At 69.7% G+C, this 13645-nt stretch carries 14 protein-coding genes; 9 read left to right on the top strand and 5 right to left on the bottom strand.

Going from position 1 to position 13645, the window contains the following annotated elements; translation table 11 throughout:
• Positions 1–69: 69 nt before the first annotated feature.
• A complete protein-coding gene (locus tag G412_RS37195) occupies positions 70–1692 on the top strand; it encodes a Hint domain-containing protein (RefSeq protein ID WP_167546468.1) in 1623 nt (540 codons plus the stop codon).
• Positions 1693–1708: 16 nt separating this feature from the next.
• Complete coding sequence (locus tag G412_RS0116760) at positions 1709–2077, top strand: hypothetical protein (RefSeq protein ID WP_157839112.1); 369 nt, start codon at positions 1709–1711, stop codon at positions 2075–2077.
• A gap of 46 nt (positions 2078–2123) precedes the next feature.
• Here G412_RS0116760 and G412_RS0116755 read toward each other — a convergent pair whose 3' ends face one another.
• Positions 2124–2483: a DUF192 domain-containing protein gene (locus tag G412_RS0116755; protein WP_028813096.1), complete on the bottom strand. Its 360-nt coding sequence runs from the start codon at positions 2481–2483 to the stop codon at positions 2124–2126.
• A 95-nt stretch (positions 2484–2578) separates the two neighbouring features.
• Between G412_RS0116755 and G412_RS0116750 the strand changes: the two genes are divergently transcribed.
• From G412_RS0116750 to G412_RS0116740, 3 genes are all read left to right on the top strand, one after another.
• A complete protein-coding gene (locus tag G412_RS0116750; protein WP_028813095.1) occupies positions 2579–3385 on the top strand; it encodes a prepilin peptidase in 807 nt (268 codons plus the stop codon).
• 167 nt (positions 3386–3552) lie between these two features.
• Positions 3553–4671 (top strand): baeRF3 domain-containing protein, encoded by a 1119-nt coding sequence (locus G412_RS0116745; RefSeq protein WP_028813094.1) that lies wholly within the window; start codon positions 3553–3555, stop codon positions 4669–4671.
• Between the two features lie 70 nt (positions 4672–4741).
• Positions 4742–5137 carry a winged helix-turn-helix transcriptional regulator gene (locus tag G412_RS0116740; protein ID WP_051338416.1) on the top strand — a complete coding sequence of 132 codons (396 nt, stop codon included), beginning with the start codon at positions 4742–4744 and terminating at the stop codon, positions 5135–5137.
• Between the two features lie 302 nt (positions 5138–5439).
• Here G412_RS0116740 and mgrA read toward each other — a convergent pair whose 3' ends face one another.
• Entirely contained in the window at positions 5440–6477 is a 1038-nt protein-coding gene (gene mgrA, locus G412_RS0116735; RefSeq protein ID WP_028813092.1) for an L-glyceraldehyde 3-phosphate reductase, read from the bottom strand.
• Positions 6478–6646: 169 nt separating this feature from the next.
• Between mgrA and G412_RS0116730 the strand changes: the two genes are divergently transcribed.
• The 4 genes from G412_RS0116730 to G412_RS34775 all read left to right on the top strand — a co-directional run bounded on the left by G412_RS0116730 (position 6647) and on the right by G412_RS34775 (position 11707).
• The gene (locus G412_RS0116730) at positions 6647–7408 is read left to right on the top strand and encodes an isoprenyl transferase (protein WP_028813091.1); all 762 of its coding nucleotides are present in this window, start codon (positions 6647–6649) and stop codon (positions 7406–7408) included.
• Between the two features lie 326 nt (positions 7409–7734).
• The gene (phoH2, locus tag G412_RS0116725; protein WP_028813090.1) at positions 7735–9057 is read left to right on the top strand and encodes an RNA 5'-3' helicase PhoH2; all 1323 of its coding nucleotides are present in this window, start codon (positions 7735–7737) and stop codon (positions 9055–9057) included.
• A 403-nt stretch (positions 9058–9460) separates the two neighbouring features.
• Complete coding sequence (locus G412_RS0116720; RefSeq protein ID WP_028813089.1) at positions 9461–10195, top strand: aggregation-promoting factor C-terminal-like domain-containing protein; 735 nt, start codon at positions 9461–9463, stop codon at positions 10193–10195.
• A 228-nt stretch (positions 10196–10423) separates the two neighbouring features.
• Positions 10424–11707, top strand: a complete 1284-nt coding sequence (locus G412_RS34775; RefSeq protein WP_244283046.1) for an AI-2E family transporter — start codon at positions 10424–10426, stop codon at positions 11705–11707.
• Between the two features lies 1 nt (position 11708).
• Here the strand turns inward: G412_RS34775 and G412_RS0116710 are convergent, their stop codons facing one another.
• The 3 genes from G412_RS0116710 to G412_RS0116700 all read right to left on the bottom strand — a co-directional run bounded on the left by G412_RS0116710 (position 11709) and on the right by G412_RS0116700 (position 13572).
• Positions 11709–12326, bottom strand: coding sequence for a Uma2 family endonuclease (locus tag G412_RS0116710; RefSeq protein WP_028813088.1), 618 nt, complete (start codon positions 12324–12326; stop codon positions 11709–11711).
• Between the two features lie 151 nt (positions 12327–12477).
• Complete coding sequence (locus tag G412_RS0116705; protein ID WP_028813087.1) at positions 12478–13014, bottom strand: alkyl hydroperoxide reductase; 537 nt, start codon at positions 13012–13014, stop codon at positions 12478–12480.
• 3 nt (positions 13015–13017) lie between these two features.
• Positions 13018–13572 (bottom strand): peroxiredoxin, encoded by a 555-nt coding sequence (locus tag G412_RS0116700; RefSeq protein ID WP_028813086.1) that lies wholly within the window; start codon positions 13570–13572, stop codon positions 13018–13020.
• Positions 13573–13645 lie beyond the last annotated feature (73 nt).

Below are 13645 nucleotides of genomic sequence, written 5' to 3'. Positions count from 1 at the left end.
CGGAATTTGAGCCCGGCGTGGGCCCCTGGGCCCATGCCGGGAAGCGGCGGTTTCCGTACGGTCACGGACATGGCACTCCACTTCGGCCGGCCCCGCAGGCGTCAACCGCGCACGCAAGCCCGCCTGTTGGGGCTGCGCACGTCCCAGTCCGGGCAGACGACGCTGGAGTACGCGGGCCTCGTGCTGGTCGTGGCCGCCATCATCGCCGCGCTGGTGGCCACCGGGCTCGGGCAGACCATCTCGCAGCAGGTGGGCGCGGCGGTGTGCCGGGTGACCGGGGGCGGCGACTGCGGGAGCGGGGGTGGCGGCGACCCGCAGGCGCGGGACGACGGCGGTGACGGGCAGGGTGACGGGCGGGGTGGCGAGCAGCCTGCGTCCGACAGCGACGGTGACGGCGGTGACGGCGACGGTACTCAGTCGGCTGAGCGGATCGCGTACGAGAAGGCCCTCAAAGAGCTCCAGGACGCCAAGAGCGCCGAGCAGAGCGACAGCGAGAAGGCGCAGCAGGCCGCAAAGGAACTCGGCAAGATCCTGGCCGAGGAGCTCGGCATCACCGACGCCGTCGACTGCGTCACCAAGGGCAACGCCGGAGCCTGCACGGACACCCTCATCAATGTACTGACCAGCCTGATCGGCGGAGCCGTCGGCAAGCTCGCGGCGAAGTACGGCGCGCCGTGGAAGTGGAAGAAGGCCGCCGAGCTCGTACGGAAGCTGAAGAAGCACGGCGACGACCTGTACGACGGCCTCACCGGCATGGTCAAGAACCGCAAGCGCGTCAAGAACGCCCAGGACAAGCTCGACGACGCCCAGCGCAAGCTCGACGAGAAGAAACCCGGGGAACCCGATAAGCCGGACAACAGGCCGATCACCTGCGCCGGCGCGCACAGCTTCCTCCCCGGCACTCCGGTGCTTCTCGCCGACGGCACCCGCATCCCCATCGAGACCGTACGCGTCGGCGATCGCGTCACCGTGACCGATCCCGTCAGCGGGGTGACGACCACTCGCCGGGTCACGAACACCATCACGACGTACGACGACAAGGAATTCACCCGCCTGACCGTCCGGACCCCCGCCGGGCTCCGGTCCGTCACCGCCACCGACACGCACCCCTTCTGGCTGACCGGCAGCGGCGCGAACCGCTGGACCGATGCCGGCGACATCGGGCCCGGCGCGAAGCTCCGCGCCCCCGACGGCGCCGCCCTGCCCGTCACGGCGGTCGCACACCACACCCGGCGGCAGACCACCCACGACCTCACCGTCGAGGGAATCCACACCTATTACGTCGGTGTCGGCGGCCAGAACGCCCTGGTCCACAACAACGACTGCGTGGACAAGGAACTCCTCGACGAGATGAAGGAGACGGGTGTCAAGTTCGACCCGGAGAAGGTCATCAGGGCCGAGCGCGATGCCGATGGGAAGATCGTGTTCCTGGAGGAGGGCAACTCGCGGGCCGGGCTCAAGCACATCATCGAAGAGCACGCCGATGATTTCGAGCGGAGCGGAGTCGCCCGAGAGGACATTCCCGACCTGGTGATGCAGGCTGCGACCAAGGGCAAGAAGGTCGGCACGCAGGGAAAGGGAGACGGGCGGCCCATCTACGAGGTTGAGTTCAAGGGGCAGAAGCGGCGGGTGGCGGTGACGGTGGGGAACAACGGGTTCGTTGTCGGTGCCAACCCCAAGAGTGCGGGATAGCGAGACAGGTGACGGCGTGAGCGACGACGTAGAAGAAGCAGGGGCCGTGCGGCAGGTACGGCAGGTGCGGCTGGCAGCGGATTATGACTGCCATCCGGTGTGGGTGCGCGGCAGCGACGGCGTCCGCGACAACGTCGCGCCCGGTGAACTGCCCGTCGACCGGAGCCTCGCCGAGGACCTGGAGCGATGGGGCGACGCGTACGACGCGACCCTGAACCGCGACGACCCCGTGGCGTCCGGTTTCCCCAGCCCGCAGGACGAGGCGGCGTTCGCCGAGCGCGGCGCGCAACTCGCGCGCGAGCTGGCGCGGCAGCTCGGGGCGGCGTGGCGGGTCACGTATTACGACCCGCGGATTGCGGAGGATGTGCCGTACGGGCCGACGTAACCGGCAGCGGCGGCGCTGGACGGGGTGGGCCGGGACGGGGAAACCCTCAACGCACCCCCACCCGCACCGCCACCCCCACCCGCAGCCCCCACCCCTCCATAGCGCCCGCCTCCGCCTCCAGCAGGTGCCGTGCCCGGAGGCGGGGCAGGCCGAGGCGCTGCGGAGGCATGGTCCGTACGGCGACGACCCTCAGCTCGCGGTCCAGGTATGCCACATCGACCGCGAACCGCATCCCGAACGTGTGCACGCCCCGCGCCGGGCTCAGCAGCATCGCTCCCGCGATCCCGTCCCGGCCCAGCAGCCCCCGCGTGCGGGCCCGCGTGGACGTCGCGAATTCCAGCGGTACGGGCCCGGCGCAGCCGCCTTCCACCGTCAACGTCCCCGCTCCGTCCCGCCATTGCCCCATGGCCCGCGACAGTAGCGGGCGCCCTGCGGCTCTGGGCCCTTCGTGGGCCCACGGGCCCATGCCCCTCCGCCCCGCCCGGCCCTAAGCTCCGTGCCGTGTACGTCACGCTGATCGCGGCCGCCGCCCTCTGGGGCGCCGCCACCGGACTGCTCGTCCCGCGCGCCGCCTACCGGCTCGCCGTCGAGCCGGGGGAGCCGTGGCGCGCGGCCTGCCCCGCCGGGCACCCGTTCACCGGACCGGCGCGCGGCTGGCTCGGCACCGCGCGCTGCTCGGGCTGCGCGGAGGTGGTGGGGGCGGCCGCGTCGGTAGGTAACCCGGCCGGCGCACCGGACCGGCCGCCCGCCCGGACGGCGTACGCGCACCCCGTCCGCCACGCCCTCGTCACCGCCCTCGCATGCGCACTGCTCGCCGCCGGGACGGGCGCCAGGCCGGAACTCGCGGTGTGGCTGGTGCTGGCGCCGTTCGCGGTGCTCCTGACGGTCGTGGACCGCCGGGTGCACCGGCTGCCCGACGTACTGACCCTGCCGCTGGCCGCCGCGACCGCGGCCCTGCTCGGCCTTGCCGCGCTGCTGCCGGGCGACGGCGGGTCGTGGCCGACCGCGGTGCTCGGCGGCGTCGCTCTGGGCGGCGGCTACTTCCTCCTCTTCCTGATCAACCCGAACGGCATGGGCTTCGGCGACGTCAAACTGGCCATTGCCCTCGGGACCGCCCTAGCCTGGTACGGATGGCCGGTGTTCTTCGCCGGGGCGTTCGCCGGGTTCCTGCTCGGTGCGATGTACGGCGTCGGGCTGGTGATCCTGCGGCGCGCCGGGCGCAAGACCGCCATCCCGTTCGGCCCCTTCATGATCACCGGGGCGCTGGCGGGGCTGTTGCTGGGCGGACTCGCCGCTTCGGCCGTTTGAGGCCCGCTGAGAGCGCGCGCCGACCACGCAATCGTGAGAAGTTGCCATGAGACGTGTGTAACGCACGCAACGCAGGCAATGCTCGCAATGAACGCACGTACGGGCGGACGGCACGGGAAGCCGTCTGCCCGCGATCCACAGCCGCAGCCGCAGCCAGGAGTGCCCGAATGACGCAGCCGACCCGCCCCACCCCGGAACTGCTCGCCGAACTGCGCAAGCCCCGCCCGTACCCGGCGGTTTCGGTCACACTGCCCACGCACCGGCACTGGCCGGAGAGCCAGCAGGACCACATCCGCCTGCGCAACCTGCTCACCGAGGCCGAGAAGCGCCTCGCCGACGACCCCGAGGTCACAAAGGCGCAGGCGACCGCGGTGGCGCAGGAGCTGGCCGCCGCCGCCGACGCGCTCGACCCGGAGTACTTCGGTGACGGCCTCGTCGTCTACGCCTCGCCGGAGGAGCACCGGAGTTTCCTCGTCGGCGGCTCCGTGCCGGAGCGCATCGTGATCAACACGACGTACCTCACCCGCAACCTGGTCGCGCTGGCCGCGCGGGAGCGGGAGTACCTGGTCCTCGTGCTCAGTACGGGCGAGGTGCGGCTGTGGCGAGGGAGCGGCGATCAGGTGACCGAGGACCAGGATTCCGGCTTCCCGGTCATCTCCTCGGGCGCGGAGCGGGACAAGGCGCCCAGCCGTGACGGTGGCCACTGGACCACTCAGGACTTCCGGAACATGCTCATGGAAGCCGACAGGAAGCTCACGCCGGTGCTCCAGGCGACCCCGCTGCCGGTCATCCTGGTCGGGCTGAGCAAGCACATCTCGATGTACCGCGAGGTCACCCGCCACGGGCAGGCGCTCGCCGCGGAGGTGGAGGCGGGCGGCCTGCTGAACACCACGCCGGCGGAGATGTCCGCCCAGCTTGCCCCGGCCCGCCAGGCCCTCGCCGAGGCCGATACGGCGCGGGCGATGCGCGGACTCGACGAGGCACGCAGCGGGAAGCGGTACTCGGCGGGTGCGCAGGACGTGTGGCAGGCGGCGGGTGAGGGCCGGGTCGCGCTGCTCGTCGTCGAGGAGAGCCTGCGGGTGACGGCCCGTCCCGACACGGTCGAGGGTGCGGAACGGGCGACGCTCACTCTGCTGGAGCCCGAGGAGGCGGGGGTGCCGGGCGCGGAGGAGGACATCATCGACTCGCTGGTGGAGACGGTGCTTTCGGCGGACGGTGAGGTCATCTTCGTGCCGGACGAGTCCCTGGCGGACGCGCACGGGATCGCGGCGGCGTTGCGCTACTGAAGGCTCCGGGTCGGCCGCCGGCCGCTGGGCCGCTCGCCAACGACCCCTCCCGTACAGTCGATGTGACTCGATGACAGTCGGTCACCGCGGGTACGGACCAGAGGAGTTGGCAGTGAGCAAGGGCACCGGGCCTTACGTCTGCGGCCTCGACGCCGCGATGGACGTGGTCGGCGGCAAGTGGAAGGCTCTGATCCTCTGGGCGCTGGACGACGGCGGGACCCTTCGCTTCGGGCAGCTCAGGCGCCAGGTGCCCGGTGTCAGCGAGAAGATGCTGATTCAGCAGCTTCGCGAGCTGGAGGCGGACGGCATCGTCCACCGCGAGGTGTACCGGGAGGTCCCGCCGCGCGTCGAGTACTCGCTCACCGAGATGGGGGAGGGGCTCAACGCGGCCCTGGGACCGCTCGGCGCATGGGCCAACCAGCACATGGAACAGATCCTGGCCGCCAAGCAGCGCGACGTCGCGTAAGCGGAGCGTCAAGTCCGCTCCCCTCGCCCGATTAGCTCTTCGGGGGGACGGGCGGCGGTCCGCAGAAGCGTATTTTCCCTAGTGCCGACTGGGCTCGGGGCCCTCGTACAGCCCCGTTCAAAAAAATCACGGATGACTTTCGGCACGGCGTGGGCGCGAGCACCCTTTACGAAGGGTTATGGTGGAAACCCCCCCTCGGGCCGGTCCGTATCCCCCCCACGGACCGGCCCGTTTTTTGTGCCGTCACACCCGCGCCGCCAGCCGCGCCAGCCGCATCGGCCGCATCGGCCGCATCGGCCGCGTCAGCCCCGCCCGGCCCAGATGTTCGTGCCCGCCGTGTCGACCGCGAAGGTGTCGATCTCCTTCAGCTCCTCGTCGGACAGGGCCGGCCCGCCCAGCGCCGCGACGTTCTCCTCCAACTGCTTCACGCTCGACGCGCCGATCAGCGCCGACGTCATGCGCGGGTCCCGCAGCACCCACGAGAGCGCAAGCTGCGCGAGCGACTGGCCGCGGCGCCGCGCGATGTCGTTCAGGCCGTTGAGGCGGCGTACGACCTCGTCCGACAGCAGACCGGGGTCGAGCGACTTGCCCTGCGTGGCGCGCGAGCCCTCCGGGATGCCGTTCAGGTACTTGCCGGTGAGCAGCCCCTGCGCGAGCGGCACGAAGGAGATGCAGCCCATGCCCGCCTCCTCCAGGGTGTCGAGCAGGCCGTCGTCCTCGGTCCAGCGGTTGATCATCGAGTACGACGGCTGGTGGATCAGCGCCGGTACGCCCATGTCCCGCAGCAGCCCGGCCGCCTCCGCGGTCTGCTCCGCGTTGTACGACGACACACCGGCGTACAGCGCCTTGCCCTGCTTCACGGCGGATGCCAGCGCGCCCATCGTCTCTTCGAGCGGGGTCTCCGGGTCGAAGCGGTGGGAGTAGAAGATGTCGACGTGGTCGAGGCCCATCCGGGTCAGCGAGGCGTCGAGGGATGACAGCAGGTACTTCCGCGAACCCCACTCGCCGTACGGGCCGGGGTGCATCAGGTACCCGGCCTTCGTGGAGATGACCAGCTCGTCGCGGTACGGGGCGAAGTCCTGCGCGAAGATCTTCCCGAAGTTCAGCTCGGCGGAGCCGGCCGGCGGGCCGTAGTTGTTCGCCAGGTCGAAGTGCGTCACACCGAGGTCGAACGCGCGGCGCAGGATCGCGCGCTGGGTGTCCAGCGGGCGGTCGTCGCCGAAGTTGTGCCAGAGGCCGAGCGAGACGGCGGGCAGCTTGAGCCCGCTGCGGCCGGTGCGCCGGTACTCCATGGAGTCGTAGCGGTCACCGGCGGCGAGGTACGAAGGGGAATCAGTCACATTCCTCTCCTTATCACGGACTTGTGACAGACCGGGTTGGGCCGCTGAGACGCCTGCGCAGTAGTGTGGCCGCTTCGGGACCGCACGTGCCCGGCCGGTGGAGCCGCGCGTGCCGGAGTTGGTCCCAGGGACGTAACCGAACCCGCACGACGCCATGAGGTGAGACCCAGTGAACCTGCGCGACCTGGTGTACAGGCTCTACGCACGCCGGGTGGAAGGCCGCCTCGATCACGACCAGGTGCCCAAGCACATCGGCGTGATCCTCGACGGCAACCGGCGCTGGGCCAAGGCCTCCGGCGGCACCACCGAGCAGGGCCACAAGGCGGGCGCGAGCAAGATCCAGGAGCTGCTCGGCTGGTGTGCCGAGACCGACGTCGAGGTCGTCACGCTCTGGATGCTCTCCACCGAGAACCTGGACCGCGCGGAGGCGGAGCTGACGCCGCTGCTCGGCATCATCGAGGGCGCGGTCCGCGACCTCGCCGCCGACGGCCGCTGGCGCGTGCACCACGTCGGGACGCTGGACGTACTGCCCGCCCGTACCCAGGCCGTGCTCAAGGAGGCCGAGCAGGCCACGATCGGCAACGACGGGATACTCGTCAACGTCGCCGTGGGCTACGGCGGCCGCCAGGAGATCGCCGACGCCGTCCGCTCGCTCCTGCTGGAGCACGCGCGCAAGGGCACCTCCCTGGAGGAGGTCGCCGAGATCGTCGACGTCGAGCGCATCTCGGAGCACCTCTACACACGCGGCCAGCCCGACCCGGACCTGGTGATCCGTACGAGCGGCGAGCAGCGGCTCTCGGGCTTCATGCTCTGGCAGAGCGCCCACTCGGAGTACTACTTCTGCGAAGTCTTCTGGCCCGCCTTCCGCAAGGTCGACTTCCTGCGCGCCCTGCGTGACTACGCGGCCCGCCACCGGCGTTACGGAGCCTGACGGGCGCCCGCCCGCCACCGCGCGAGCACCTCACACGTCACGGAACGGTTCCCGGCTCACGGCGTGTCATATGCCATGGCATGACGGCGGGTGTTCGAGGGAATACCCCTTCCAGGTCGACGTCCGGTCCACGGACGCCGTATCTCAGTGAGCGGCAAGTCCGCTCGCCCGGGAGGCCCGTTGCACCAGGACGACCACGCGCTGAGTGTGGACGAAGCGGAGGGCCGGAGCTCGGCCCGTGCATCGTGGCCCGAGCCCGGTCCCACCGCTCGCGACGCCGTCGCACCCCGACCTCAGGCTCGTCTTCAGAGGGGGTACGTCCTTCCGTGGTGACCAGCACAAAGCGCCGCATGCCCGACAGGCGCACTTACGTTCTCGACACCAGCGTCCTGCTGGCCGACCCGAACGCCATGTCCCGCTTCGACGAGCACGAGGTAGTGCTTCCGATCGTCGTGGTCACGGAGTTGGAGGCCAAGAGGCACCATCCGGAGCTCGGCTACTTCGCCCGGCAGGCGCTGCGCCTGCTCGACGACTGCCGGATCAGGTACGGACGCCTCGACGCCCCCATCCCGATGGGCGACCTGGGCGGAACGGTACGTGTCGAGCTCAACCACTCCGATCCCGGCGTGCTTCCGGCCGGCTATCGATTGGGGGACAACGACTCACGGATCCTGGCGGTGGCACGCAGCCTCCAGGCCGAGGGGTACGACGTCACCGTCGTGTCGAAAGACCTGCCGCTGAGGATCAAGGCGTCCTCGGTCGGCCTGCTCGCCGAGGAGTACCGCGCCGAGCTCGCCATCACCGACTCCGGCTGGACCGGGATGGCGGAACTGCCGCTCACCGCCGAGCAGGTGGACCTGCTCTTCAGCGAGGAGACGGTGTACGAACCGGCCGCGGCGGACCTTCCCGTACACACGGGCCTGGTGATCCAGTCCGAGCGCGGCAAGGCGCTGGGCCGGGTCACCCCCGAGGGGATGGTCAGGCTCGTACGCGGCGACCGGGAGGCCTTCGGCATCCACGGGCGCAGCGCCGAGCAGCGGATAGCCCTGGACCTGCTCCTCGACCCGGACGTCGGGATCGTCTCGATGGGCGGCCGGGCGGGTACGGGCAAGTCGGCGCTGGCGCTCTGCGCGGGGCTCGAAGCCGTGCTGGAGCGCCGGCAGCACAAGAAGGTGATGGTCTTCAGGCCGCTGTACGCGGTGGGCGGCCAGGAGCTCGGCTACCTGCCGGGTTCCGAGTCCGAGAAGATGAGTCCCTGGGCGCAGGCGGTCTTCGACACGCTGTCGGCCGTGGCGGGCCGCGAGGTGATCGAGGAAGTGCTGGGGCGCGGCATGCTGGAAGTGCTGCCGCTCACGCACATCCGGGGCCGCTCGCTGCACGACGCGTTCGTGATCGTGGACGAGGCCCAGTCGCTGGAACGGAACGTCCTGCTGACCGTTCTGTCCCGGATCGGCGCGAATTCACGCGTGGTACTGACCCACGATGTCGCCCAGCGCGACAACCTGCGGGTCGGCCGGTACGACGGAGTGGTCGCCGTCGTCGAGAAGTTGAAGGGCCATCCGCTCTTCGCGCATGTCACGCTCACCCGCTCGGAGCGCTCGAAGATCGCCGCGCTGGTGACCGAAATGCTGGAGGACGTGCACCTTTGATCCTGTTGACCCTCTAAGGGGGGAAAGGTAGTTGGCGCCGTCCGGCAGAACGCAGAATCTTAGCCGGGCGGCGTCCTGCTGCGCTCAGGTTTCCGTAAAACTCCTGGTGCAAACGGCGTGTGAGCTTTCCCACGCAACGGAGAATTGCTTCCCGGCGTCCGCTTCCGGCAGAGTCTTGCTTCCGTCAGGCCCCGCATACGGCACACCCGCATCTTCAGGGATGCGACACCAGACAACTCAACAGCCGTCGCCGTATGCCGCCCGAGTCACACGCGGCACTCCCGCAAAGGAGTTGCCCACCGGGTCCGCGCCTCCCGTCACCTAGCAATAGGGGGAGGCCAGTGCCAGGGGCACGATTGCGTCCGCGAGGTCACCCGAGCGGGCACTGCTGGAAGGAAACCGTGTGAGCCGGATTTCGGTCCGGGGATTCGCCGTGGCTTCGGCTACCGCGGTCACCACTGTCGGCGCCGTTGTGGGCGTCGCCTCGGGCGACACTCAGCCCTCGAACGACAACTTCGAGGCGACCGCAGCCGACACGACGCTCCTCGCAGACATCCCTGCCGGCCAGCAGGCCCAGGTGCAGACCGCGTCCCTGACGCAGCAGGCCGACGCACAGGCCTACGCCGCCGACGTGACCGCGAAGAAGTCCGCGGAGGAATCGGCCCGCCTCCAGGCCGCCAAGGACGCCAAGTCCAAGAAGGAAGCCGCCGAGGCCAAGGCCGAAGCGGAAGCCGAGGCCAAGGCGAAGGCCGAGGCCGAGGCCAAGGAGCGCGAGGAGGAGAAGCAGGCCGCCGCCAGCCGCTCCGCGACGCGTTCGGCGTCCAGCTTCTCGGCCCAGGGCTCGTACACCGTCGCCGAGGTCCAGGCCATGGCGCGGCAGATGGTGCCCGGCGACCAGTTCCAGTGCTTCAGCAACATCGTGAACCACGAGTCCACGTGGAACTACCGGGCGAGCAACCCCTCCTCCGGTGCCTACGGCCTCGTACAGGCGCTGCCCGGCTCCAAGATGTCGTCCGCGGGCGCCGACTGGCAGACCAACCCGGCCACGCAGATCAAGTGGGGCCTGAACTACATGGACGAGCGCTACGGCAGCCCCTGTGGCGCCTGGTCGTTCTGGCAGGCCAACCACTGGTACTAGTACCAGCGCGTTCGCTCAACTTCGCAGAGCCCCTTACCGTCCTACGGTGAGGGGCTCTGCACGTGTACCGTCGGGGGCTGGTGTCTCCCCGGGGGGAGCGAGCATGCGACGGGGAGAAGAGAGAGCGACATGTCAACACAGCCACAGCCCCAGCCACAGCCCCAGCCACAGCCGAAGCCACAGGCACAGCTGGGATGGCTCAGCCGTACGGGCGCCAAGCTGACCCGGATGGGAGAGCTGTTGAACGAGCGCCGCGCCGCGGCCGAGGCAGAGGCGGAGGCCGCCGACGCCACCGGTCACGGGGGCGCGGCGCCGTACGACCCGGCAACCGGGGTCGACCACGTCCCCGCGCCGCCCGCCTACGCCCCCGCCGTCGCCGCCAGGCCCGACCCCGTCGCCGCCGTCCCGTGGGGGATGCGCGTCGCGGCCGAGGCCGGCTGGCGGCTGCTCGTCCTGGCGGGCACGCTCTGGGTGCTGATGAAGATCATCACCGCCGTACAGCTGGTGGTCCTCGCCTTCGTCGCGGCTCTGCTCGTCACCGCGATGCTCCAGCCCACCGTCGCCCGGCTCCGGAGGACCGGACTGCCGCGCGGCCTCGCCACCGCCGTCACCGCGATCCTCGGCTTCGTCATCATGGGGCTCGTCGGCTGGTTCGTGGTGTGGCAGGTCATGGAGAACCTCGACAACCTCTCCGACCGCCTCAAGGACGGCATCGAGGAACTCAAGCGCTGGCTGCTCAACAGCCCGTTCCATGTGACCGAGAAGCAGATCAACGACGTCGCGAAGAACCTCACCGACGCGGTCGGCACCAACACCGAGGAGATCACCTCGGCGGGCCTCCAGGGCGTCACCGTGATGGTCGAGTTCCTCACCGGCATGCTGCTCGCGATGTTCTCGACGCTCTTCCTGCTGTACGACGGGAAGCGCATCTGGGAGTGGACGCTCAAGCTGGTGCCCGCGCAGGCCCGGCCCGGCGTCGCGGGTGCGGGGCCGCGCGCCTGGCGCACGCTCACCGCGTATGTGCGGGGCACGGTGATCGTCGCGCTGATCGACGCGATCTTCATCGGTCTCGGGATCTGGTTCCTCGACGTACCGATGGCTGTGCCGCTCGCCGTCTTCATCTTCCTGTTCGCCTTCATCCCGCTCGTCGGCGCGGTGATGTCGGGCGCGCTGGCGGTCGTCGTCGCGCTCGTCACCCAGGGCGTGTTCACCGCGCTGATGGTGCTGGTCGTCGTACTGGCCGTACAGCAGATCGAGGGCCACGTGCTGCAGCCGTTCATCCTCGGCCGCGCGGTACGGGTGCACCCGCTGGCGGTCGTCCTCGCGGTGGCGGCGGGCGGCCTGGTCGCCGGTATCGGCGGGGCGGTGGTGGCGGTGCCGTTGGTGGCGGTGACCAACACGGTGGTCGGCTACTTGCGGAAGTACAGCATGGAGGCGGCGGTACGGGCCGTGCCGGAGCCGGCCGGCCCGGTGACCGTGGCCCCGGCGGCGGGATCGACGCCGGAGCGGTGAGTCAGCCCTTGCGCTGACCGGCCTGCAGGAGCGCGGTGACGTCGAGGGTGACCTTGGCGCCGATCGAATCGGGCAGGGTGACCTGCTGGCCCCGGGCGTGCAGCGTGTGGTTTTCGTACGTGCCGGGGGCCGGGTCCGTCAGTACGTGGACTCGGTCGTTCTTGCGGTCGACGATCACGTAGACGGGGATGTTGGCGTCTGCGTACGCGGCGACCTTGTTCTTGAGGTCGTTGTTGTAGTTGCCGGAGGTCACCTCGATGACGAGGCGGAAGCAGAGCGGGTCGTAGCAGTTGTTCTCGGCCCTGTGGTCACGGTAGTCGGCGTCGACCACTGACAAGTCCGGGATCGCGTAGTCCTCCTCTCCGGTGGGCAGCCACAGACCGATACCTTGGAGGACCTTCGTTGCGTCGCCGTGCACACCTGCCGAAAAGAAGGGAATCATGAGTTCGCTGAGAACTTCGGCGTGTGGGCCGTCCGGTGCAGGGGTCACGACGATGTTGCCTCCGAGAATCTCGAAGCGGAAGCGCGGATGCTGCTCGGACAACTGGTTGGCTGCTTCGAGCAGGGTCAGCGGCGGCTCGTCGTCGTGGTGTGAGTGCTCGACTGCTGCGGCGGACATGGCGCCTCCTGAGTGGCTGGTGTCGAGAGCATCATCGTAGGCCGATCCCACCGGGCATGCCGGTCAGCAGACGGCCACCCGCACGAGCGAACGAAGGGGCCCACCAACCGGAATGCCGGTCGGTGGGCCCCTTCGCGTACGTACCGAGAAACTACTCGCCGGCCATGACGGCCTCGGAGTCGATCGTCACACCGACGGCCTGGATCACAGAGGCGATCTTGACTGCCTCCTGGATCGTCTCGCGCTCGACGCCCGCCTTGCGCAGGACCTGCTCGTGCGAGTCGAGGCACTGGCCGCAGCCGTTGATCGCGGAGACCGCGAGCGACCACAGCTCGAAGTCGACCTTCTCGACGCCGGGGTTGCCGATGACGTTCATCCGCAGACCGGCGCGCAGCGTCCCGTACTCCGGGTCGGAGAGCAGGTGGCGCGTGCGGTAGAAGACGTTGTTCATCGCCATGATCGCGGCGGCGGACTTGGCGGCGGTGTACGCCTCGGCGGAGAGGTTGGCCTTCGCCTCCGGCTCCAGCTCACGCAGCACCTTGGGCGAGCGCGAGGCGATCGCGCAGGCCAGGACCGTGCCCCACAGCTGCTGCTGGGGGAGGTCGCTGTTGCCGATGACCGAGCCGAGGTTCAGGCGCAGGTCCTTGGCGTAGTCCGGTATGGCGGACTTCAGCTCGTCGAGGGCCATGGGTCACTCACCGGCCAGGAGCGCGACCGGGTCGAGGGTGTTCTCGCCCTTGGTCCAGTTGCACGGGCACAGCTCGTCGGTCTGGAGCGCGTCGAGGACCCGGAGGACCTCCTTCGGGTTACGGCCCACGGAACCGGCGGTCACCATCGTGAACTGGATCTCGTTGTTCGGGTCGACGATGAAGACGGCGCGCTGCGCGAAGCCGTCCTCGCCCTCGATGCCGAGGTCACGCATGAGCTCGTGCTTCGAGTCGGCCAGCATCGGGAACGGCAGGTCGGTCAGGTCCGGGTGGTCCTTGCGCCAGGCGTGGTGCACGAACTCGGAGTCACCGGAGAAGCCGAGGATCTGCGCGTCGCGGTCGGCGAACTCGTCGTTCAGCTTGCCGAAGGCGGCGATCTCGGTGGGGCAGACGAAGGTGAAGTCCTTGGGCCACGCGAAGACGACGCGCCACTTGCCCTCGTAGGACTTGTGGTTGATCTGCTCGAACTCCTTGCCGGTCTCCAGGGAGACACAGGCAGTGAGGTCGTACGTGGGGAACTGGTCACCAACAGTGAGCACGCGCGCTCCTTGCAGAGAGGGAAATCCCGTTTCGGGAGTTTCCTGGGGCTTGGACGGATCCCCACAGTGACAC

It is taken from the genome of Streptomyces flavidovirens DSM 40150 (assembly GCF_000429085.1).
Taxonomy (GTDB): domain Bacteria; phylum Actinomycetota; class Actinomycetes; order Streptomycetales; family Streptomycetaceae; genus Streptomyces; species Streptomyces flavidovirens.
The sequence above is the reverse complement of the archived record's forward strand: the minus strand, read 5'-3'. Positions and strand labels throughout refer to the sequence as shown.

What these genes read in the sequence shown, in the direction of transcription:
- G412_RS37195 (WP_167546468.1), top strand. Translation starts at nt 70, where the DNA reads ATGGCACTCCACTTCGGCCGGCCCCGCAGGCGTCAACCGCGCACGCAA.
- G412_RS0116755 (WP_028813096.1), bottom strand. Translation starts at nt 2,483, where the DNA reads ATGGGGCAATGGCGGGACGGAGCGGGGACGTTGACGGTGGAAGGCGGC.
- G412_RS0116745 (WP_028813094.1), top strand. Translation starts at nt 3,553, where the DNA reads ATGACGCAGCCGACCCGCCCCACCCCGGAACTGCTCGCCGAACTGCGC.
- G412_RS0116740 (WP_051338416.1), top strand. Translation starts at nt 4,742, where the DNA reads ATGACAGTCGGTCACCGCGGGTACGGACCAGAGGAGTTGGCAGTGAGC.
- G412_RS34775 (WP_244283046.1), top strand. Translation starts at nt 10,424, where the DNA reads ATGGGAGAGCTGTTGAACGAGCGCCGCGCCGCGGCCGAGGCAGAGGCG.
- G412_RS0116710 (WP_028813088.1), bottom strand. Translation starts at nt 12,326, where the DNA reads ATGTCCGCCGCAGCAGTCGAGCACTCACACCACGACGACGAGCCGCCG.
- G412_RS0116705 (WP_028813087.1), bottom strand. Translation starts at nt 13,014, where the DNA reads ATGGCCCTCGACGAGCTGAAGTCCGCCATACCGGACTACGCCAAGGAC.